This is a genomic window from Sorangium sp. So ce281 (assembly GCF_051527395.1).
GTDB classification, from domain to species: Bacteria; Myxococcota_A; Polyangia; order Polyangiales; family Polyangiaceae; genus Sorangium; species Sorangium cellulosum_B.
The window spans coordinates 10879878-10899421 of sequence record NZ_CP150322.1; the positions used below are offsets into that span (position 1 = coordinate 10879878).

At 72.4% G+C, this 19544-nt stretch carries 19 protein-coding genes and 1 pseudogene; 9 read left to right on the top strand and 11 right to left on the bottom strand.

Annotation, left to right across the window (positions count from 1 at the left end; translation table 11 throughout):
- Positions 1–595: 595 nt before the first annotated feature.
- The 8 genes and pseudogenes from WMF27_RS41700 to WMF27_RS41735 all read right to left on the bottom strand — a co-directional run bounded on the left by WMF27_RS41700 (position 596) and on the right by WMF27_RS41735 (position 8018).
- Positions 596–2143 (bottom strand): PGRS family protein, encoded by a 1548-nt coding sequence (locus tag WMF27_RS41700; protein ID WP_437763331.1) that lies wholly within the window; start codon positions 2141–2143, stop codon positions 596–598.
- A gap of 62 nt (positions 2144–2205) precedes the next feature.
- Entirely contained in the window at positions 2206–3147 is a 942-nt protein-coding gene (locus WMF27_RS41705) for a PEGA domain-containing protein (RefSeq protein WP_437763330.1), read from the bottom strand.
- 191 nt (positions 3148–3338) lie between these two features.
- Positions 3339–4082 (bottom strand): hypothetical protein, encoded by a 744-nt coding sequence (locus WMF27_RS41710; RefSeq protein ID WP_437763329.1) that lies wholly within the window; start codon positions 4080–4082, stop codon positions 3339–3341.
- Positions 4083–4094: 12 nt separating this feature from the next.
- Positions 4095–4820, bottom strand: coding sequence for a hypothetical protein (locus WMF27_RS41715; protein ID WP_437769996.1), 726 nt, complete (start codon positions 4818–4820; stop codon positions 4095–4097).
- On the bottom strand, positions 4751–5890 hold the full coding sequence (locus WMF27_RS41720; protein WP_437769995.1) for a hypothetical protein: 1140 nt from the start codon (positions 5888–5890) through the stop codon (positions 4751–4753). The genes WMF27_RS41715 and WMF27_RS41720 overlap by 70 nt, the downstream gene beginning before the upstream one ends.
- A gap of 16 nt (positions 5891–5906) precedes the next feature.
- Positions 5907–6311, bottom strand: a pseudogene (locus tag WMF27_RS41725) (protein kinase domain-containing protein); the annotation flags it as partial.
- 314 nt (positions 6312–6625) lie between these two features.
- Positions 6626–7156, bottom strand: a complete 531-nt coding sequence (locus WMF27_RS41730; protein WP_437763328.1) for a hypothetical protein — start codon at positions 7154–7156, stop codon at positions 6626–6628.
- A 229-nt stretch (positions 7157–7385) separates the two neighbouring features.
- Entirely contained in the window at positions 7386–8018 is a 633-nt protein-coding gene (locus WMF27_RS41735) for a TetR/AcrR family transcriptional regulator (protein WP_437763327.1), read from the bottom strand.
- Between the two features lie 318 nt (positions 8019–8336).
- Between WMF27_RS41735 and WMF27_RS41740 the strand changes: the two genes are divergently transcribed.
- On the top strand, positions 8337–9425 hold the full coding sequence (locus WMF27_RS41740) for an efflux RND transporter periplasmic adaptor subunit (RefSeq protein WP_437763326.1): 1089 nt from the start codon (positions 8337–8339) through the stop codon (positions 9423–9425).
- Positions 9426–9432: 7 nt separating this feature from the next.
- Positions 9433–12636 (top strand): efflux RND transporter permease subunit, encoded by a 3204-nt coding sequence (locus WMF27_RS41745; protein ID WP_437763325.1) that lies wholly within the window; start codon positions 9433–9435, stop codon positions 12634–12636.
- Positions 12637–12671: 35 nt separating this feature from the next.
- Here WMF27_RS41745 and WMF27_RS41750 read toward each other — a convergent pair whose 3' ends face one another.
- Positions 12672–13841, bottom strand: coding sequence for a hypothetical protein (locus tag WMF27_RS41750; RefSeq protein WP_437763324.1), 1170 nt, complete (start codon positions 13839–13841; stop codon positions 12672–12674).
- A gap of 121 nt (positions 13842–13962) precedes the next feature.
- Here WMF27_RS41750 and WMF27_RS41755 point away from each other — a divergent pair, with 121 nt between their 5' ends.
- A complete protein-coding gene (locus tag WMF27_RS41755) occupies positions 13963–14637 on the top strand; it encodes an RNA polymerase sigma factor (protein WP_437763323.1) in 675 nt (224 codons plus the stop codon).
- 112 nt (positions 14638–14749) lie between these two features.
- On the top strand, positions 14750–15226 hold the full coding sequence (locus WMF27_RS41760) for a nucleoside 2-deoxyribosyltransferase domain-containing protein (RefSeq protein ID WP_437763322.1): 477 nt from the start codon (positions 14750–14752) through the stop codon (positions 15224–15226).
- 221 nt (positions 15227–15447) lie between these two features.
- Here WMF27_RS41760 and WMF27_RS41765 read toward each other — a convergent pair whose 3' ends face one another.
- A complete protein-coding gene (locus tag WMF27_RS41765) occupies positions 15448–17052 on the bottom strand; it encodes a toll/interleukin-1 receptor domain-containing protein (RefSeq protein ID WP_437763321.1) in 1605 nt (534 codons plus the stop codon).
- Between the two features lie 316 nt (positions 17053–17368).
- On the opposite strand from WMF27_RS41765, the gene WMF27_RS41770 reads away from it, so the two are divergent.
- Complete coding sequence (locus WMF27_RS41770; protein WP_437763320.1) at positions 17369–17545, top strand: hypothetical protein; 177 nt, start codon at positions 17369–17371, stop codon at positions 17543–17545.
- 136 nt (positions 17546–17681) lie between these two features.
- Positions 17682–17837: a hypothetical protein gene (locus tag WMF27_RS41775; RefSeq protein ID WP_437763319.1), complete on the top strand. Its 156-nt coding sequence runs from the start codon at positions 17682–17684 to the stop codon at positions 17835–17837.
- 45 nt (positions 17838–17882) lie between these two features.
- Here WMF27_RS41775 and WMF27_RS41780 read toward each other — a convergent pair whose 3' ends face one another.
- Positions 17883–18011, bottom strand: coding sequence for a hypothetical protein (locus WMF27_RS41780; RefSeq protein WP_437763318.1), 129 nt, complete (start codon positions 18009–18011; stop codon positions 17883–17885).
- Between the two features lie 334 nt (positions 18012–18345).
- Here WMF27_RS41780 and WMF27_RS41785 point away from each other — a divergent pair, with 334 nt between their 5' ends.
- The 3 genes from WMF27_RS41785 to WMF27_RS41795 are packed head-to-tail and all read left to right on the top strand — an operon-like array spanning position 18346 to position 19371.
- A complete protein-coding gene (locus WMF27_RS41785; RefSeq protein ID WP_437763317.1) occupies positions 18346–18840 on the top strand; it encodes a hypothetical protein in 495 nt (164 codons plus the stop codon).
- A 41-nt stretch (positions 18841–18881) separates the two neighbouring features.
- Entirely contained in the window at positions 18882–19100 is a 219-nt protein-coding gene (locus WMF27_RS41790; RefSeq protein ID WP_437763316.1) for a hypothetical protein, read from the top strand.
- Complete coding sequence (locus WMF27_RS41795) at positions 19093–19371, top strand: hypothetical protein (protein WP_437763315.1); 279 nt, start codon at positions 19093–19095, stop codon at positions 19369–19371. The genes WMF27_RS41790 and WMF27_RS41795 overlap by 8 nt, the downstream gene beginning before the upstream one ends.
- The last annotated feature ends 173 nt before the right edge of the window (positions 19372–19544 follow it).

A 19544-nucleotide genomic window follows, 5' to 3' on the forward strand; every position in this document is an offset into this window, starting at 1 on the left:
CCCTCCCAGGTCCGGCGCTGCGCGCCGGACGGGAGGGGTGCGTCGTCGTGTGGGGCCCCCCAAGGCGGGTTTGCGCACGAGACATCTCCTGGGCCGGTCTGGGACGCGAGGCAGCACTCGCGGGCACCGCAGCGGTGCGCGTCGGCTCTACAGAGAGATCCGATCGAGCGCGCCGATCGGCTCAGGAAAGTGCAACGGTCTCTGACGATTTCTGGCAGCGTCCGGCGTCATCGGCGCGCGGGCGGCACCATCGGCGCGCGGGCGGCACCCGCGCATGCGCGCGGCGCCCATCGACAAAGCGGGGCTGAACCGGTCTCGGGCCACTTTCGTGGGTGGAGAATTGTTCCGGCTGCCCATCGGCCACCAACCGGCAGTTGCCGGCTGACCCGCCGAGTCGCACCCCGCAGGGTGCGACCTGCGGCACGCAAGGTGCGATTGGGCTGTTACCGCACCGAGCGAGGTGCGTGAAGGCCCAATGCGCGTGCCCAAGGGAGAACCCTCCTCGCCACGAGTCATTGCCGATAAGCGCCGTTTGTTGCCAGATTTTGTTGAGAACAGTGCGTTTTTTCTCTCCGGCACGCCCGTCGGTGCACCGTTACTGCGCGAACTCCTGCGTATCGGCCTTGAGCCCGGAGGCGGCGCTGTCGCCGTCGCCGTTGCCGCCGTTGCCGGGCTCGCCGGTGGCAATGGTGAGGCCGCCGGCGGGGGGCGGGGTGCCGCGGAAGGCGATGCCGAGGGAGTGGCCGCCGAGGCCGCCGCCGCCGATGCCGCCGTTACCGCCCTTGCCACCCGGCCCGCCGGCGCACCCGGCGTTGAGGTTTTGGATGCCATCCGGCACGGTGCCGCCTGGGCCACCGAGGCCGCCGGCGCCGCCCTGTTGACCCGGGGCGCCGTTGCCGCCGCGACCGCCGCGGCCGGTCTTGAGGGAGACGTCGGTGAAGGTGAGCTCGGCGTCGAGGCTGACGAGGGCGATGCTGGCGCCGCCGGGGCCGCCGGGGAGGCCGCCCTTGCCGCCGCAACCGCCGGGGCCGCCGGAGCCGCCGCTGGCGCCGCCGGCGGAGTCGGGGGCGCACTGGTTGGCGGCGGTGCCGCCCTTGGCGCCGCCGCCGCCGCCGCCGCCCTGGGCGGTCGTACCCGGCGCGCCGGGGGTGCCGGAGAGGCCGGCGTAGCCGGAGGAGGAGAGCGCCCCGAGGCCGGTGGCGCTCGGGCCGGGCTCGCCGCTGGTGCCCTCGGCGCCGGCGGTACCGGCGGTGCAGACGTCTGTGTCTTCTCCCATGCCGCCGTTGACTGCCCCCGCCGGCTTGCCGGTGTCTCCACCACCGCCGCTGTCGAACTGCCCGATGCCGCCGGTGCCGCCCGTGGAATCGTCGCTTTGGTCGTCCGGCGTGCCGCACTCATTCCGCTTGACGAGGCCTCCCAGTGTTGCTTCGGCGGAGCACGCCTCCCTGCCCGGGTTGCCCTGCTCGCCGGCAAGCGCGGCCTCTGCATAGGCTTCGCCGTCGGTGCCGTCCGCTGCATCGCCCGCCTCGAGCGTGCAGCGCGCCATCTCGACGGTGACGCTTTCGGCGAGCGCGGCGATGGACGACAGGCCCCGTGCCGCCTCGTTGCTCGTGTCGATGGCGCGCGCGGTGACGTGGATGTCTTCGACACGCACCGCGCCGTCGCCGCCGCGCATCACGAGCGGGATCTCGCCGTCGGGGGCGGTGAGGATCGTCTTGTCCGTCTCGCCGATCCAACCCCAGCCGCTCGAGCAGTCGAGCCCTCCGAAGAGGGCGACGCCGCCGGACAACTCGATCGCTCCCTCGAACGCTTCGGCGCACGCGTAGACTCTTCGCGCGGCGCCCTCTTGCTGCGCCAGCGCCACGGCCTGCTGGATGGTCTTGACGGGCGCGTCCTTCGTCCCCGGCGCAGCGTCGTCTCCGCTTGCCGCTACGAACACCCCACACGGGTCGTCCACCGCCTCGCCGCTCCTGCTCGGCACGCACCTCTCCGGCGTGCCGCCCCCCTCGCCGCCACCGCCGCCTCCTCCATCCGCTGGGGCGCACCGGAATCGGTGCGGGCAGTCCGACGGCAGTGTGCCGCACCCTATGCTGGCGGCGACCGCGAGGCCGGCCAGCACGACAACGACACCGTTCAAGCGCATGCGTTGCATCATCCTCTTCCTGTGGTCCTGCCAAGTCGTCGCTCGCTCCGCCGGGTGCTCACTCAAAACGCACCTCCGATCGAGAGCCCGGCGCTCTGCGCCGTGACTGCCGGGGCGATACGCACGCCGCGTGAGGCCGCTACCCGCGGCGCTTCGTCCGGCCACAACGCGTACGTGAGCGCCGCGCCGCCTATCGCGGCGCCCGCGGTCACCAACGCAGCGATTGAGAGGTTCCGCGTCGTCCCCTCGGCGATGTAGGCGTCGTCGAGCGCATCGCAGCGCGCCCTGAACGCAGGGTCGTTGCATGCGTTCGCATCGCCGTTCATTGCGATGGACCGGGTTGCATCGTTCACTTCCTCGCTCTTGCCGTTCGACACGACCGCCAGCACCACGCCTGCTGCCAGCGCCACGCCGCCGAGGGCGAGTCCGCCGATTACGACGCCGTCGCGCACCCGCGTGTCCGGCGGTGGCGGCGGCGGCGCGAGCGGCGGGGCCGCCGCGACGGGCGGTGGCGCTGCCGGCCGGGTGTCGTGCGGCGTGGAGGGAGCCTCCGCGGCCTTCGGCATCCGCGGGTGCAGGGTGAGGTTGCGTTGCGTCCCCGCGTCGAACCGCACGGAGATCTGCGTGGTGGCGCCTGCTCCTGTCCGCGCTTCCAGCGAGTGCTCGCCGGGTTCCAGGTACACGGGTGCGGAGAGGGGCGCCTGTCCGACGGTCTTGCCGTCGATCAGCACGGTCGCGCCGTGCTCGACGTCGATGTTGACCGCGGCGACTTTGGCGAGCGCCTCGTCGAAGAGGCGGCGGTGTTCTTGGCTCAGCTCGGAGCGCTTCCCGTCGGGGGTCGGCTGGGTCAGGTGCCACAGGTGTTCGGCGGCGTCGCGGTAGAGTCCGAGCTTGATCTCGCAGGCTCCCAGGTTGCCCGCGATCTGCCGGTACGGTTTGATGCTCCACGCTGCGAGGAGCGACGCGCGGCACTCTTCGTACCGTCGCTGGTTCCACGCCTCCACGCCCTTCGCGAACAGGTCGCGTGCCGTGGCCGACACGGCGTCTTCCTTCGGCGGCGCGGGCGGAGCGGCCCTCGGCGGCGTGGTCGGCGCGGGGCTCCCCGCCGTGGGCGGTGCGGCGCTCCCTGTCGCGGGCGGGAGCAGCAGCGCGGCGACGAGCAGGGGGGCGATCGGTCGATGGATCTTCATAGGCTCTAGAACTCGGGCTTGTCTCCGAAGGGCGGAGGAGGTTGCACGGGGACGTTCGTTGCCGGGGCGGACCGGGACGCGGCGGAGGAGCGCGGCGCCGGGGGACGCTGGGTGTTCGGCGGCGCCCGAGGCGAGCCGCCCCGCGGCGTCGTCGCCGGTGCCGTCGGTGCCGCGGGCACCGAGGCCGGCGTGCTCGGGGCGGTCAGCGCGCTCGGAGCGACCGGGGCCGAGGCCGGCGTGCTCGGAGCAGACGCCGAGGCGGGCGCGCTTGGGGCGACCGGTGCCGAGGCGGACGCGCTCGGGGAAGCCGTCGAGGCGGGCGCGCTCGGGGCCGGCGCCGAGCTCGCCGCGCCCGGCGGCGCCGGCGGGGCGATGGCGCCGCCGCGATCGTCCTCCTGGGCGCTCTTCTTCCCGGCCAGGAAGGCGAGCGCCGTCGGAACGAGGACGCAGAGCGCCGCGACCACCGCGATCAGCGCGTACCGGAGCCACCGTCGCGCCGGAGGCCGCGCCGTCGCCGCGCCCCCCGCGGCGCCGGGCGTGGCCGTCGCCGGCACCGCCGCGGGCGTGGCCTTCGCCGCCCCTCGCGCGCCGCGCTTCGCCTGCTGCTGCGCCGCCTCCTGCTGCGTCAGCACGTCCTGGAGGCGCGGGTTCTCGATGGCGCGGCGCATGTCCTCGTCCGAGGCGTCCTGATCCGCGACCCGGCGCAGGGTCTCATCGTTCGGCAGGTAATTCTTGACGTCGTGGCTCATGCGGCACCTCGATCAGAACGGCCGCGCGGGCGCCTTGCGCGCGGATGGCGGCGGGGCGGCGCGCCGGCGGTCGGGTGCCGGCATGCCATAGATGTCGTCGTCCTCGTGCAGCACCGTGACGGGCGGCCGGGCGCCCTGCGCGCCAGGCGTCGCCCGCGGCTGCGGCGCCGCGGCGGCTGGGCGCGGTTGCGGCACCGCGAGGGCGGGTCGCGGTTGCGCGGGCGCAGGCGACGTCGGGGGCGCGGCCGCGACGTGGGGGGCGTCCGGCGTGGCAGGGGGAGGGGGCGTCGCCGCCTCCTGCGCCGAGGCCGCCGGCCGCGCGCTGCCGGCTGCCGCGGGCGACGCCGCCCCGCCAGCCGCGGGCTCGACGGTCGGCGGCGGCACGGGCTCCTCCAGCGGCTCGACGCTCGAGGGCGGCGGCGCGGGGGCGCCGGTGCTCGACGCCCCCTCCGGCGGATCCACCGTCACGATCTGCCTCTCTGCAGGCTCGGTCGCGACGGGCGCCGGGGCCGCGACGTCGCGAGGTGAGCGCCAGACGACCGCGAGCCCGGCCGAGAGCCCCAGCGCCAGCGAGCACGCGACGGCGGCGGCCCACCCGGGCCGCGCCCTCCGGCGCCGGTCGATGGGCGGTGGACCCAGCCCGACCGATTCGGGTGGGATGCCCCGCGTCAGGGCGGTCCCTGCCCACGGCGATCCTCCGCTCGACGCCGGGCCGAGCTCGACCGACTGGGCCGGCATGCTCGACTGGGGCGGCATGCTCCCCGGCAGGCCGGCCCCGGCCCACGGCGGTGCTCCGCTCGGTGCGGCGCCGAGCTCGGCGGGCCGCAGCGGCGCGGTCGAGGGCGCGGGGCCCTCGAATGAGCGCGCCCGTGCGTTCGGATCGGCCACGGCGGTGGCCGCGTGCGGCGCGCTCGCTCGCGCGCCGGCGCTCCCTCCCAGCGGGGCGGTCGAAAACCCCGCCCGCCCCGTCGCCTCCGGCGCGTACGCGCCCGGCCCCGGAGCGCCCGTGGGCATCCCGCGAGCGTCGAGGAGAGGCGCGGTTGTGGGGCCACGGTCGCCGGCTGCTCCCACGGCAGGGTGCCGTGAGGCGCCGGCGCGACGCCGGCCGCGGGCACCCCTGCGCCCGCCGCCGCGCCCGCCGCCGGGCGCTCGGGCGGGAGCGCCGCCACGGCCGCCGCCGGCCCCGCCATGGCCCCCGCCGGCCCCACCACGGCCGCCCCCGCCGGCCCCGCCGCGCCGGGCATCCGGGCCGTCCAGCCGCGGCCCCGCAGCTCGGGCGGCGCGGCGCTCGCCGGCCGGAACGGCAGCGCCGCCTCCGGCGCCCGGAACGCGGCGGCGAGCGGCGCCGTCCCGAACTGCGGCACGTGAGGCGCTCCGTCCGGCCCCGGCCACGCGGCGTGCTCGTCGGTGCTCTCCGGACCGCCGCCCGCGCCCCGCGCCGCGCCGGCGTCGAGCTCCGCCCAGCTCGCCTGGCGGTTCCGGGGCTGGGGCGCGACCGGCGGGTCGCGCCGGTGCTCCGCCGCGAGCGGGATGCGTCCTTCGTCGCGGGGGTGCTCCTCCCGGTAACGGCGGACCGCCCGCGCCAGCGCGCGCTGGACCTCGGCCGCCCGGGGCCGCTCGCGCGGGAGCTTCGACAGCATCCGGTCGACGAGATCGCTGATCTCCCGGGCGTCGAACCCCGGCACCGCCTCCACGAGCGGCGTCGGCACGGCGTGGACCTGGTGGAGCATCACCTCGCCCGCGGTCGGCACCTCGTGCGACGTCGCCGCGAACGTGTGCCGGCCGGCGATCATCTCGTAGAGGATCATCCCGATCGCATATCTGCGCGGCGATCGAGAGCGCGCTCGGGAGGTCCAGCGCGCCGACGCGGAAGATCAGCTCCCGGAGCGAGATGCCCTCGATGAGCTCCATGACGATGTACATCACCCCGCCGCGCGTGATGCCCGCGTCGTAGACTTTGACGATGGCGGGGTGGTCGAGCTCCGCCAGGACGCGCGCCTCCTTGCGCTGGCCCTGGGCGAAGCCGCCGCCCTGCATGTACTTGCGCCGCACGACCTTGAGCGCGACGCGCCTCCCCAGGTACTCGTCCTCCGCGACGTAGACCTGCCCCATGCCGCCCTCGCCGAGGAGCCGCACGATGCGGTATTTCTCGCAGCGATCGCCGGTGGCGTAGGTCCGGTCCTCGGCCGGCGGCGGCGCGTCCGAGCGGGTGCCCTCCGGTAGGCTCATGGCGAGCCGCCTTCTACGCAGCGCGCTCCCGGCGGGTCAATGGCGCCCGCGGCGCGGGGGCCCGCGCGGCACGGGTCTGGGACGGCGTCAGCGCTGTGGGCACGGGGCCCTTGGCGGAGGCGCCGCGGCTCGGGGAGCCCCTGCAGGGAGGTCGGGCGCTGGGGCCGGAGGTGCTCAGGAAATCGGTGGGCGGCGATCGAATGGAGGGCAGCCCCCGAGAGGGGGGCCGGGAGAGGAACGGGCGGGGCGGCGGCAGCGGGGCGCGCCGCGGCGGCCGCTGCCCAGCGCCGCTGGCGCGGCTCGCCTCGGCGGCGCTACTCGACGGCGGCGGCCGGCTCCGCGGGCGCCGCCTTCCTCTTGGCGCCGCCCTGGCGGAACGTGCCGAGGAAGTCGAGCAGGAGCTTCCAGCGCCCCGGCAGATCCCGGTCGTCCTCCTTCAGGGCGTTGATCCTCCGGGCGATCTTCTCGAGCATCTTCATCGCGCGATCGTCGACCTGGAGCCGCTGCTCGAACAGGCTGCGGTAGACGCCGTGCGCGACGGCCTCACGCGCGGCGAGGTACTTCTGCTCGGCCTGCGCCTCGAGCAGCGCCTCGGGGGTGACGTCGGGCAGGTTGAGCGCGTCCGCGTCCTCCTCGAGCAGCGCCGCCACGTCGTCCAGGATGCCGGCGTAGCCGGGCAGCGCCTTGCGCAGGCGGGCGATCTGCTCCGGCTTGAGGGCGGGCGAGAGCTTCACGCCCAGGATGTCGGCGAGCTCGCGCGTGCTCGGCGGCCTCGGCGGCTTGTTGCTGTTCGGCTTCTTGGTGTCGTCCGCGCTCTGCTTCTTGGTCGTCGTTCGGGGCGCCATGGAGTCCTCCTGGCTGGTTCAAGGTCGATGCTCGCTCGGCCAGCGCGGAATGATGGGCAGGCCATCATTCCATGCTGGAAGGTCGAGCATGGATGCCTGCGCGCTCAACCCCGGAGCATGATTCTGGCGACCTCCGACACGACGGCGGCATCATCGCGCGCGTCGAACGGCCGCGTCGAGGGCGGTGCGTCGGCAGGAGGGATCGCGCTCGGCGGCGCAGACGAACGGCTCAGGCCTGCTTCCGCCTGTCCGAACGCAGCACGCCGAGGAGGATCACATCGACGACGTGCGCGAGCTGGGCCTCGTCCACGACCGTGCGGTCCGCGAGTATCCGGTGCCGGAGATAGGCCGCGAGCAGCTCGCACGGCAGCAGCGGATCCGCGCTCGGCGCGAGCTCGCCGCGCGCGACCGCGGCCTCGATGATGGCCCGCAGCCCCGCCTCCTGGACCGCGCGCAGCGAGCGGGCGATGGTCATGAGCTCCGAGTCGAGCCCCTCCGACAGGCACACGTGGAAGAGGCTCTGCCCTATCGGCGACGTCTGGATCTCGATGATCGCGCGCCCGAGCGCGATGAGGTCCCCGCGGAGCGAGCCCGTGTTCGGCGGGATGATCTTCTCGTCCGTGACCGACAGGAGCGCGGCCCGCACGAGATCCTCCTTCGTCGGCCAGCGCCGGTAGACGGTGGTCTTGTTGACCCCCGCGCGCGTCGCCACGTCCTCGATCCGGAGCGCGCGGTACCCCGCGCTGGCGAGCTCCTCCAGCGTGGCGGCGAGGATGCCGCGCACGACAGGCTCGCCGCGCACGAGCGCGCGCGTCTTCGCGGAGCCTCGCCTCGCCGTGCGCTTCGCCGTCGTCGCCTGCATCAGCCGCCATTGAAGTTCCGCCGCGCCGCACACGCCAGCCCAATTTCACGGCGTGGCCGGCTATCGCACCCCTTCGTTGCGATCATCGCAACCGGTGGTTGCGGTCGGCTCCGGCCGTGTTATACCCATCGCAACTGTCGGTTGCGGTCGCCTGGGCGCCGGCGCGCCCGAGCGGTGGGGCCGGAGGCTGGGCGACGGGGGAACGAGCGGACGGCGCAGCGCACCGGCGCGTGCGCCGCCGTGCGCCGACGTGCTCCGCCGAGGCCGCGCTCCGCCCGCACCAGGCCGCGCCGCGACCGACGCTGCCCCGAGGGATCCTTGAGCCACACAACGACGAAAGGCCGCGCCCGAAGCCTCCTCCTGCTCCTCGCGCTCGCCGCCGCAGCGGCGGGCTGCGGGACCAGGGCCAGCGCCTCCACCGCCGCCGAGACGAACGGGCCCAGGGCCCGCGTCGAGACCGCGGAGGTGCGCGAGCAGCCCATGCCGCGCAGCATCGCGCTCACCGGCACGCTGCGCGGCGATCGGGAGACCGATCTCGCCGCCAACGCGGTCGGCCGCGTGGTGGAGACGTTCGTCGAGCGCGGCGCCGAGGTGAAGAAGGGCGACCTGCTCGCGCGCCTCGACGTCCGCGCCGCGGCGCTCTCCGCCGCGGAGGCGCAGGCGAACGCCGCGCTGACCCGCGCCCAGGAAGAGACGGCGAAGCGCGAGTGCGACCGCTACAGGGCGCTGCTCGAGAGCGGCGCGATCTCCGGCGTCGAGCACGACCGGATCGCCGACCAGTGCCGGAGCGCCCCGCTCTCGGTCGCGGCCGCCTCCGCCCGCGCCCGCGCCGCCGCGCAGAGCGTCGGCGACGGCCAGATCCGCGCGCCGTTCGACGGGGTGGTCGCCGAGCGCTTCGTCGACGTCGGCGAGTACGTCCGCCAGGACTCCCGCGTCGTCGCGCTCGTCTCGAAGGGCGCGCCGCGCCTCCGGTTCACCGTGCCGGAGGCGAGCCTCGCGGCCGTCAAGACCGGCGGCGCGCTGACGTTCACCGTGCCGGCGTACCCGGGGCGGTCGTTCGCGGGCACGGTGCGCTGGGTAGGCGCCGCGGTCCGCGAGGCCACGCGCGACCTCGTCGCCGAGGCCGAGGTGCAGGACCCCGACGGCGCGCTGCGGCCGGGCATGTTCGCGTCCGTCGCGCTCGCCACGGCCGAGGCGCCCAGCCCGGTGGTGCCGAGATCCGCCATCGTCCCGCGGGAGGGGCGCGCCCACCTGTTCGCCGTCGTCGACCACAGGCTCGAGGAGCGCGTCGTGCAGACCGGCGTGGAGAAGGGCGACGCCGTGGCCGTCCTCCGCGGCGTCCGCGCAGGGGAAGCGATCGTCATCAACCCGTCCGAGGCCCTCCAGAACGGCCAAGCCGTGGAGTGAGGTCGTCATGCAGTGGCTCGCTCGCGTCTGCGTCAAGAGGCCCGTCTTCGCGTCGGTCCTCATGCTCGTCATCGTGGTCCTCGGCGTCGCCGGCTACACCCGGCTCGGCCTCGACCAGTTCCCCGACATCGACGTCCCGTACGTCGTCGTCACGACGCGCCTCGACGGCGCGGCGCCCGAGGAGGTCGAGGCCGAGATCTCCGACCGGATCGAGGGCGCGGTGAACACCATCAGCGGCATCGAGGACCTGCGCTCGACGTCGACCCAGGGCGTGAGCCAGGTCGTCGTCGGCTTCGTGCTGGAGAAGGACGCCGACGTCGCGGCCCAGGAGGTGCGCGACAAGATCAGCGTCGTCCTGCCCAGCCTGCCCAAGGGCATCGATCCGCCGATCGTGAGCAGGATCGACCTTGGCGCGGCCCCGGTGATGCTCGTCTCCGTCGCGTCCGATCAGCCGATCCGCGAGCTCAGCGAGATCGCCGACAAGCGGGTGCGCCGGCAGATCGAGGGCATCTCCGGCGTCGGCCAGGTCAGCCTGATCGGCGCGCAGAGCCGGCAGATCAACGTCTGGCTCGACCCGATCGCCCTGCGGGCGCAGGGGATCACCGCGGCCGACGTGCAGCGGGCGATCGCGGCGCAGAACCTGATGACGCCGGGGGGCAGCGTCGAGACCGGCCCCGAGGACCTCACGCTCCGCGTGATGGGGCGCGTCGAGTCGCCCGAGGCCCTCGGCCGCATCGTCCTCCGGGAGCAGGACGGCCACGCCGTGCGCCTCGCGGACGTCGCCCGCGTCGAGGACGGCCGCGCGGAGGAGAAGACCTGGGCCCAGCTCGACGAGCGGCGCACCGTCCTCCTGTCGGTGGTCAAGCAGTCGGGCCAGAACACCGTCGCCGTCGTCGACGCCGTGAAGGCGCGCCTCGACGAGGTGCAGCGCTCGCTGCCCGAGGGGACGAAGATCGAGGTCGTGCGCGACGGCTCGCGCGTGATCCGCACGGGCATCGCCGCCGTGAAGGAGCACCTCGTCCTCGGCGCCCTCCTCGCCGCGGCGGTGGTGCTCCTCTTCCTCGGCAACGCCCGCAGCACGCTCATCGCGGCGCTCGCGATCCCGATCTCGGTCGTCGGCACGTTCGCGGTGATGTGGATCGCCGGGTTCACGCTGAATTTCCTCACGCTGCTCGCGCTCGCGCTCGCCGTGGGCATCGTCATCGACGACGCCATCGTCGTGCTCGAGAACATCGTCCGCTACATCGACGAGAAGGGCATGAAGCCGTTCCCGGCCGCCGTGCTCGCGACGAAGGAGATCGGGCTCGCGGTGCTCGCGACCACGCTGTCGCTCATGGCGGTCTTCATCCCGGTCGCGTTCATGCCCGGGATCGTGGGGCGCTTCCTCAAGAGCTTCGGCCTCACGATGGCGTTCGCGATCGGGGTCTCGCTGATCGTCAGCTTCTCGCTCACGCCCTCGCTCGCCGCGCGGTGGCTCTCGGGGCACGCGCGCGGCGGGCGTGACGCGCGTGACGCGCGTGACGCGCACGACGGCGCCCCCGCGAAGCCGTCGGTCCTCGAGCGCGCCGTCGACGTCTTCTACCGGCCGATCGAGCGCGCCTACATGGCCGCGCTCTCGTGGGTGATGAAGCGCCGCTGGGTGATCGTCGTCGCCTCGGCGGTCGCGCTCGGCTCGTGCGCGCCCATCGCGAAGACGCTGCCCGCCGGCTTCCTCCCGGAGGACGACCAGGCGCAGTTCGAGATCAACCTGCGCGCGCCCGAGGGGACGAGCCTCACGTCGACCCGCCTCATCGCCGAGCGGATCGCGGGCGACGTGCGCCGGCTCCCGGGCGTCACCCGGACGCTCCTGACCGTGGGGGAGGGCGAGCAGCAGGCCGCGAACGTCGCCAAGGTCTACGTGATGCTCGTCGACCCGGAGCAGCGCGCGCTCGGGCAGCTCGCCGTCATGCAGCGGGTGCGCGAGGAGATCCTCGCGAAGCTGCCGAAGGAGCTGCGCGTCACGGCCGGCGAGGTGCAGGCGATCTCGTCCGGCGGCCAGTCGTCGGCGAGGATCCAGGTGGCGATCCAGGGGCCGGATCTCGACCGGCTGGGCGAGTACGCGGCGCGCATCACCGAGGAGCTGCGGAAGGTCCCCGGCGCCGTGGACGTCGACAACAGCCTCGTCGTGGGCAAGCCCGAGCTCCGCGCGACCATCGATCGCGATCGCGCCGCGGATCTCGGCGTCCAGGTGGCCGACGTGGCCGGCGCGCTCCAGCTCTTCGTCGGCGGGCTCAAGGTGTCGACGTACTCGGAGGCCGGCGAGCAGTACGACGTCCGCGTGCGCGCCGACGCGAAGCACCGCGCCGACGCCGAGAGCCTCGCGTTCCTCACGGTGCCGTCGTCCAAGCACGGCGCCGTCCCGCTCCACAGCGTGGTCACGATGGAGCCCGACAGCGGCCCCTCGTCGATCGGCCGCCTCGGCCGGCGCCGGCAGATCACGATCAGCGCGAACGCCGCCCCCGGCGTCGGCGACACGGCGGTGCAGGCGGCGCTCGACAGGATCATCGCCGAGCAGCGGATGCCGGCGGGCTACTCCGCGCAGCCGGTGGGCAGCTCCAAGAACACGGCGAGCACGGCGGCGAGCTTCGTCGTCGTCATCGGGCTCGCGTTCGTGTTCATGTACCTCATCCTCGCGGCGCAGTTCGAGTCGTGGCTCCACCCGATCACGATCCTGCTCTCGCTGCCGCTCACGGTGCCGTTCGCGCTGCTCTCGCTCAAGCTCTTCGGCCAGTCGCTGAACCTCTTCTCGGGGCTCGGGCTGCTCGTCCTCTTCGGCGTGGTGAAGAAGAACGCGATCCTCCAGATCGATCACACGAACCACCTGCGCGCCGAGGGGATGCCGCGGCTCCAGGCGATCCTGCAGGCGAACAAGGACCGGCTCCGCCCGATCCTCATGACGACGATCGCCTTCGTGGCCGGCATGATCCCGCTCGTGCTCTCGCACGGGGTCGGCTCGGGCCAGAACCGGACGACGGGCGCCATCGTGCTCGGCGGCCAGTCGCTCTCCCTGGTCCTCACGCTGCTCGCGGTGCCGGTGGCCTACTCGCTCTTCGACGACGCGGCCGAGTGGATCCGCCGCCGCCGGCGCAGGGCGGCGGAGGACAGGGGCGAGGCCGAGCTGGACGCGCTGCTCGGCGGGCCGGAGGCGAGCGCGCCGGCGGGCGGAGAGTAGTTGAAGAGGGGCGTAGGGGGAGCCGCGCAGCCGCCTCAGAGGATCGGATCGACGCGGTAGACCCGGCTCGTCAGCGTGTCGACGAGGTAGAGCTTGCCGTCCGGCCCGAAGGCGATCCCTGCGAGCGAGCCCGCGGGCAGGCCCGTGTCCAGGGTGCGGACCACCTGCCCCGCCGTGTCGAACGCATAGATCCGGCTGGTCGCGTGATCCGTGACGTAGACGAGGCCCTCGTGGACCTCGAGGCCGCTCGGGGCCTCGAGCGTCCCCGGGGGGACGAACTCGATGAGGGTGGCGCCGTCCATGTACTTGCGCACCTTGACCGGCTCTTGCCCGTCGAAGCTCGCGCCGGGCACGCCGCTCGTCGGATCCAGCTTGAGCAGCCGCTTGTGGCCGGTGTCGGCGACGTAGAGGCGCTCTTCCCTGGCGCTGTAGAAGAGATGGCTCGACGTGGCGTCGACCCCGAGCACCTCGCCGGCCGCATAGCGGTAGATCTCGCCGTCGGAGTGGTCGTCGTGGCCGGGGCCGTGATCGTGGGCGAAGTCGTACCGGTCGAGCGCCTTGTCGTTGCCGTTGAAGACCCAGTAGACGTTGGCCTGCTCGTGCGCGATGCCCTTGCAGAAGGAGCTCGAGTGGAGCATGTCGAGGTGCGACCCGAGGCCGTCGGGCGTCTCCGTGGCGAAGATCGAGAGATCCGAGGAGAAGAGCGACGGGCCCATGAAGTAGTTGCCGCCGTTGTCGTTGTCGCCGCAGACCCCGAACGTGCCTGGGTGGCCGAAGGCGATCGCGGGCGGCTGGTCCATGAAGTGCGCCGCGGCGGGGTCGCGGAGGCGGACCCACGAGCCGTCCGGCGCGCCGGGCTTCGTGATGATGATGATGCTGTCGTCCTTGCGGTTGACGACCCAGAGCTCCTCGGGCCGCTCCGGGTTGAAGGCGAGGTCGGTCGGCTCGCGCTGCCGGTTCGGCTCGAAGACGGACACGAGCGCGACCGAGGACGGACTGCCGTCCTTCACGCCGATGGGAGATCCCGGCGGCAGCTCGACGCACGCGCCGAGCGCCTGGTCGCACAGCGGCGTGTCGGGCGTGGCGGCGCACTCCGGCGATGCACTACAGCGCGGCGCGGACGACAGCGGGGCATCGGCGTCTGCCCCTGAGCAGGCCGGCAGGAGCCCCACGCTGGCCAGGACGAGCACCCTCTGAAGCGTCATTCAAGCCTCCCGGTGAATACGGTGAAGAGGAGGACATTCTGACCCGACCGGTCACGCCGGCCATCGCTTTGTGCCGTGGCGCGGTGGCGGAGGGCGGACCTCGTGGGTAGCCTCGTGCGTCATGAGCGAGCGCGAGCCAGAGCGACGCCCGGAGGGCGCGGAGCAGGCGAGGGGAGGCCCCGAGGACGCGCGGGCGGCGGGGGCGGTCGCGGCTCTCGTCGAGAGCCACCGCGAGTTTCTGCGCTTCCTGGAACGGAAGGTGGGCAATCGCGCCATCGCCGAGGACATCCTGCAGGACGCCTTCGTGCGGGGCATAGGGCGCATCGACAGCTTGCGCGACGAGGAGTCGGCCACGGCGTGGTTCTATCGGACCCTCCGCAACGCCGTGGTCGACCATTTCCGGCGGAAGGGCGCGTCGGAGCGGGCGATGGCCGCGCTGGCCGCCGAGCTCGACGAGGCGGCCCAGCCCGAGGTGGAGCACCGCGCGGTCTGCCAGTGCGTTCGCGCGCTGGCCGGCACGCTGAAGCCCGAGTACGCCGCCGCGATCCAGCGCGTGGAGGTCGACGGCCTCTCGGTGCAGGCGTTCGCCGAGGAGGCGTCGATCACCGCGAACAACGCGGCGGTGCGCCTCTTCCGCGCCCGCGAGGCCCTCCGCAAGCAGGTGACCGCGATGTGCGGAAGCTGCGCGGAGCACGGGTGCCTCGACTGCACGTGCGGCCCGGTGCCTGCGCCGCAGGCGAAGGGCGAGGCCGAGCCGAAGCGAGGCTGCGGGCACGGGCACGGCGGCGCGGGCTGATCGTCTACGGGTTACGGGTTACGGGTTACGGGTTACGGGTTACGGGGCGGGGGAGGGGAGCGGCCCGCATGGCGATCGTCGTTCACGTGTGCTCATCAGCGAGGTGTTCCCCATGATCGAGGTGCTGGCGCCGCGGCCGTTCGATGGATTGGCGGGTCCGAAGCTGTTCCTCGCCGGATCCATCGACAACGGCCAGGCCGAGCTGTGGCAGGCGCGCGTCGCCGAGGAGCTCGCGGATCTCGAGGTGGTGATCCTCAACCCGAGACGGGAGCGGTGGGAGCCGGGCTGGGCGCAGAGCCTCGAGAACCCGAGCTTCGTGGAGCAGGTGTTATGGGAGCTCCGCGGGCTCGAGGAGGCGGACGTCGTCTTGATGTACTTCGCGCCGGGCTCGAAGGCGCCAATCAGCTTGCTGGAGCTCGGCCTGTTCGGGCGCTCCGGGAAGATGCATGTCGTCTGTCCGGAGGGGTTCTGGCGCAAGGGCAACGTGGATGTCGTGTGCGAGCGGTACGCGATCCCGCGCTACGCGAGCTTGACCGAGGGGCTGCGCGCGGTGCGCGGCGCGCTCGTGCGGCGGAGCGGCGGCGAGTAAAGCGTCCCCAAACGATGATGACTTCTACATTGACCGAGCCCTGCGCGCCATCTCGCTAGCCACGGCTCGTGGCCAGGACACGCCGCGACATGCACGCTTCGAGCGCTCGGCTGTGCGCTACGAGCGACATGCCGATATTCACCGCGCGTCCCTTCAGCTCGCGGTATGCCTGAGCTGCCTCGACTACACGCCGATTGGATTTGTTGGCTGCTCCTAAGATATCAAAGTTTCAGCAGGAGCTTTTGCACGGTGTCATATATGCCGTGGGCGATGTTCGCGAACGCATCGTCTCGATCGGACCATTTCGTGACCGGCATGTCATCTTTGGGCAGCGCGCGGAGCCTGCCCAGCACCCTGTCCAGCTGCCAAAGGCATGGGCGCAGAATAACCGGGACAACCACGGCCTCTCCGCTCTTGTGCCGCGCGAGCGCCGTCTCCATCTCGTCGCCATTGCAGTAGTCCGAATTGATGAAAATAGGACTAATGAGGAAGATGATAATGTCCGCCTCTTGAAGTCTCTGATGGAGGACGCCCTTCCAGTCCTCTCCCGGGGTGATCATGTGATCATGCCAGATCTCGATGAGCTTGCTCTTTTCCAGCGGACGCAGGTGCTCGAGAAGATCCTTTTTCAGTAGCTCGTCGCTCTGCACGTAAGCGATGAAAATCTTGATCGGTCTCTTCGGGGCGGCGCGCTCATCGGGTCGGTGCCTGGTGTCGTGCTCGACACGGGGCTTCGGCGTCGCAGCGGAGACGGGGGGTGGCTTCGGCGTCGCAGCGGAGATGGGCGGTGACTTCGCGCCTTCCGCTCGGCAGATGCCCGTACCTCTACCCCTCCCTGAAGGCACGTTCTCTTGCCGCGACAGGGCAGCGTTGCTTTCTGCGTCCTGCTCGTCGTCCTCCGCGCCCTGCTCGATGTCCGCGCGCCGGACCGTGCCTCCCTGGCCCGGTCCCCGAACGACGAGGCCTCTTTCGACGAGCTGGTCGCGGACCTGCGCGTACCTTTCATCGTTCCAGCCGAGCTGCTCCCGCAAGACCCTGTTGTTGATCGTCGAGCCGTCCTCAGGAATCAGCGAGAGAAACTTCTTCTCTTGGCGCGACAGGGCGGCGTGAATTTCTGCGTCGTCCTGCTCGTCGTCCTCGCCGGCCTGCTCGGTATCCGCGCGCCGGACGGTGCCTCCGGGCCCGGGGCCCCGAATGACGAGGCCTCTTTCGACGAGCTGGTCGCGGACCTGCGCGTACTTTTCATCGTTCCAGCCGAGCTGCTCCCGCAAGACCCTGTTGTTGATCGTCGAGCCGTCCTCAGGAATCAGCGAGAGAAACTTCTTCTCTTGGCGCGACAGGGCGGCGTGAATTTCTGCGTCGTCCTGCTCGTCGTCCTCGCCGGCCTGCTCGGTGTCCGCGCGCCGGACGGTGCCTCCGGGCCCGGGGCCCCGAATGACGAGGCCTCTTTCGACGAGCTGGTCGCGGACCTGCGCGTACTTTTCATCGTTCCAGCCGAGCTGCTCCCGCAAGACCCTGTTGTTGATCGTCGAGCCGTCCTCGGGAATCAGCGAGAGAAATTTCTTCTCTTGGCGCGACAGGGCGGCGTGAGTTTCTGCGTCGTCCTGCTCGTCGTCCTCGCTGGCCTGCTGAGTGTCCGCGCGCCGGACGGTGCCCCCGGGCCCCGGTCCCCGAATGACGAGGCCTCTTTCGACGAGCTGGTCGCGGACGCGCTCATATTTCTCATCGGGCCAGCCGAGGTGCTCGCGGAGACTCCTGTTGCTGATCGTCGAGCCGTCTACCGGGACCAACGAGAGAAATCGTTCGTCGTCCGTGGGTCTGCCCATGCCCTGCCTCATCTCGTCCCTTGAGGTCCTCGACGTTACAGGTACACCCGGCCGCTTGATAACCCATTTTTGCCATCGAGGCGTGCGTCAAGCCGGCCGCGACGCTGGAGCGTTGGCTCCCCTGAGTGCGCCCGCCGGTCGAACCAGCTGCCACCCCGCGAGCACGCACGAGCAACCTCCGGCAGATCCCGCTTCCAGGCGTTCGCCGCGACGCGTCAGAGGGGTGCCGGACGAGCTCGGGCGTTCCCATCGGGTCGAGTCGGTGTTCGTGGCTGCGTATTCCGGACCCACCTGACGGCCGGCTCCGATGCGCGTGATGGTATCGCTCCGCAACGAGCCGCCTGCGCGCGTGTCCCTCGGCTTCCGCCGGCTTCACCGCGAGCTGTCGGAGCCATGGGTCACGCCGCGGACGCTCTGCGTCGAGTATCGCGAAGGGAGCGCGGCCCAGGTCCAGGCGCCGCTCGATCCGTACGAATACAGCCGCTCTCGCTGAACGCAGCGGCGAGGCGGAAGTTGGAGGCGATGATGAAGAGCGGATACCAGTTTCAGAGCGAATTCGCGCGCAGCTACGTGGCGAAGGGGCGAGGAGAAGGGATGCGGAGGGCACTCTGAGGACCAAGGCGCACGACGTGCTCGCCGTGCTCGAGGCCCGCGGGTTGGAGGTCCCCGCCGAGGTGCGAGAGCGCGTCTTCGCGAGCACCGATCTCGACGAGCTGGACCGCTGGATCCGACGCGCCGTCGTCGTCAGCGGCGCCAGGGAGCTGCTCGTCACGACCGGCTCCTGAACACGGCACCTCCGTGCCCCCGAGCTCCCTCCCTCCGCACGGCAACTACAGAGAAGCCGCCGCCAGCGCCTGACCGAAGCTCCTCGCCACCTCGTCGATCCGAGCTGGTGTGGTGACGAGCGGCGGCAGGAACCACACCACGCTGCCGTGGCGGCCGCCGAGCTCCACGATCATTCCCGCCGCAGGCACTCGCGCCCAGGTGTCGAATCGCTTGTGGCACGCGACCACCGAGATCCGCGGCCCGCCGGCCCTTCAAACCTAAAGCGCGACTGAAATACTCAATCGGTGCACTATTCTGCGCATAAATGAAATTGATTTCTATTTTTTCATTTGAGTTACCGAAGCTGTCGGGCATGGCCGTCAGCTCGGTTCCCCGACCTCAGCGCTCCGACCCCCAGGCTCGGCCACGGGTGGGCTCGGCGCCACGTGGGCCTCTCGCGCTTCGAGCGCCCGCTCGCCCGCGCGTCGACCGTCCTGCTGCCGCGGTCGATCGAGCTGGATCCCGGCGATGCCTCCCCTCGTGGGCTCGGCCCTCGCGGGGGCGGCTCATCACCTCGACCGGCTGGAGACCGAGCCCTGCGCGCTGCGCATCCTGAAGGACGCGGACGCCTTCGACCCGGACTTCGCCTTGCGCCTGAGCGAGCTGACGGGCGGCGCGATCGCGGGCGATTCCATCCCCGCGGGCGGCGACAGCCTCTTTCTCCGGGTGTTCGAGGAGGGCCTCGCCACCATCGGCGAGGAGACCAAGACGTTTGAGATCACGGGTCAGCCGGCGTGGCACTGGTGGCGGTGGGATACCGCGGCGAACGAGGCGGCGCCGGTCGGGGAGCTGGTCCCCTCGCCCGCGAACGTCTCCTTCTTCGAGGTCGACGGCCGGGTCTTCGCCATCGATGAGAAGGACGACTCCACCGCGAGCACGCTGATCGAGCTCACGGCCGAGGGGGGCCCGAAGCTCGGCCTGACGACGCCGGGGTACCTGCACGGCGTGGCGAAGGTGCGATAGATTCGCGCGGCGCTCCGCGCGACGGGACAGGGTGACTCGCGATGGTCCTCGCCATCGTCATCTTCTCGCTGTCGGTGTGGCTCTGGGGCCGAGCCGAGGCCGGCGCGGCGGCGCTCCTCGTCCCCTTCGCGGCGCTCCTCTGCGCCGCGAGCGCGTTCGTCCTGCTCGCGCCGGTCTGGCCGCGCGCCGTCTGGGGCCTCGCCCTGCTGTGCCCGCCGGCCATCGCCGCGCTCTCGCTCCTCGGAGCGCGCCATGGCTAGCCGCCGCCTCGCCCGGCTCGACGCCGCGCTGCGCGTGCTCGCGGCGCTCGTCGGGACCCTGCCGCTCGCCGTCCTGGCGAGCGTGTGTCTCGCGCGATTCGCGCCGCTCGCCGAGAGCACGCGGTCCGCGCTCGGCTTCTCGCTCGTGGTTCCGCTCTGGCTCGCGGCGATGTGCTTCGCCTTCCTGGCCCGCAGCGCGGCCCGCGCGTGGGGGATCTGCGCGGCGCTCGGCGCCGTGTTGCTCGCCCTGGCCTACGTGGTGCCGTCATGACGGGCGCGCGCCCCTGGCGGCGGGAGCTGGCCCGGCGCCTTCCGCGCTCCTCGTCCGTTCGACGGTGATCGGCGGATCCGAGCGCCCAAGGACGAGCCTGGCAGCCAGCTTCCCCGGCCTTCCGTCTCGCCCCCTCGGGATCCGTCGCTACCGGCATCCCCCTGCACGATCTT

Bases quoted from the DNA above. Each gene is read 5' to 3' on its own strand.
- WMF27_RS41780 (WP_437763318.1), bottom strand. From the start codon at position 18,011: ATGATCGTGGAGCTCGGCGGCCGCCACGGCAGCGTGGTGTGGTTCCTG.
- WMF27_RS41710 (WP_437763329.1), bottom strand. From the start codon at position 4,082: ATGAGCCACGACGTCAAGAATTACCTGCCGAACGATGAGACCCTGCGC.
- WMF27_RS41770 (WP_437763320.1), top strand. From the start codon at position 17,369: ATGGTATCGCTCCGCAACGAGCCGCCTGCGCGCGTGTCCCTCGGCTTC.
- WMF27_RS41720 (WP_437769995.1), bottom strand. From the start codon at position 5,890: ATGATCCTCTACGAGATGATCGCCGGCCGGCACACGTTCGCGGCGACG.
- WMF27_RS41765 (WP_437763321.1), bottom strand. From the start codon at position 17,052: ATGGGCAGACCCACGGACGACGAACGATTTCTCTCGTTGGTCCCGGTA.
- WMF27_RS41785 (WP_437763317.1), top strand. From the start codon at position 18,346: ATGCCTCCCCTCGTGGGCTCGGCCCTCGCGGGGGCGGCTCATCACCTC.
- WMF27_RS41715 (WP_437769996.1), bottom strand. From the start codon at position 4,820: ATGCCGGCCCAGTCGGTCGAGCTCGGCCCGGCGTCGAGCGGAGGATCG.
- WMF27_RS41795 (WP_437763315.1), top strand. From the start codon at position 19,093: ATGGCTAGCCGCCGCCTCGCCCGGCTCGACGCCGCGCTGCGCGTGCTC.
- WMF27_RS41755 (WP_437763323.1), top strand. From the start codon at position 13,963: ATGAGCGAGCGCGAGCCAGAGCGACGCCCGGAGGGCGCGGAGCAGGCG.
- WMF27_RS41700 (WP_437763331.1), bottom strand. From the start codon at position 2,143: ATGCGCTTGAACGGTGTCGTTGTCGTGCTGGCCGGCCTCGCGGTCGCC.
- WMF27_RS41735 (WP_437763327.1), bottom strand. From the start codon at position 8,018: ATGCAGGCGACGACGGCGAAGCGCACGGCGAGGCGAGGCTCCGCGAAG.
- WMF27_RS41790 (WP_437763316.1), top strand. From the start codon at position 18,882: ATGGTCCTCGCCATCGTCATCTTCTCGCTGTCGGTGTGGCTCTGGGGC.
- WMF27_RS41745 (WP_437763325.1), top strand. From the start codon at position 9,433: ATGCAGTGGCTCGCTCGCGTCTGCGTCAAGAGGCCCGTCTTCGCGTCG.
- WMF27_RS41730 (WP_437763328.1), bottom strand. From the start codon at position 7,156: ATGGCGCCCCGAACGACGACCAAGAAGCAGAGCGCGGACGACACCAAG.
- WMF27_RS41750 (WP_437763324.1), bottom strand. From the start codon at position 13,841: ATGACGCTTCAGAGGGTGCTCGTCCTGGCCAGCGTGGGGCTCCTGCCG.
- WMF27_RS41760 (WP_437763322.1), top strand. From the start codon at position 14,750: ATGATCGAGGTGCTGGCGCCGCGGCCGTTCGATGGATTGGCGGGTCCG.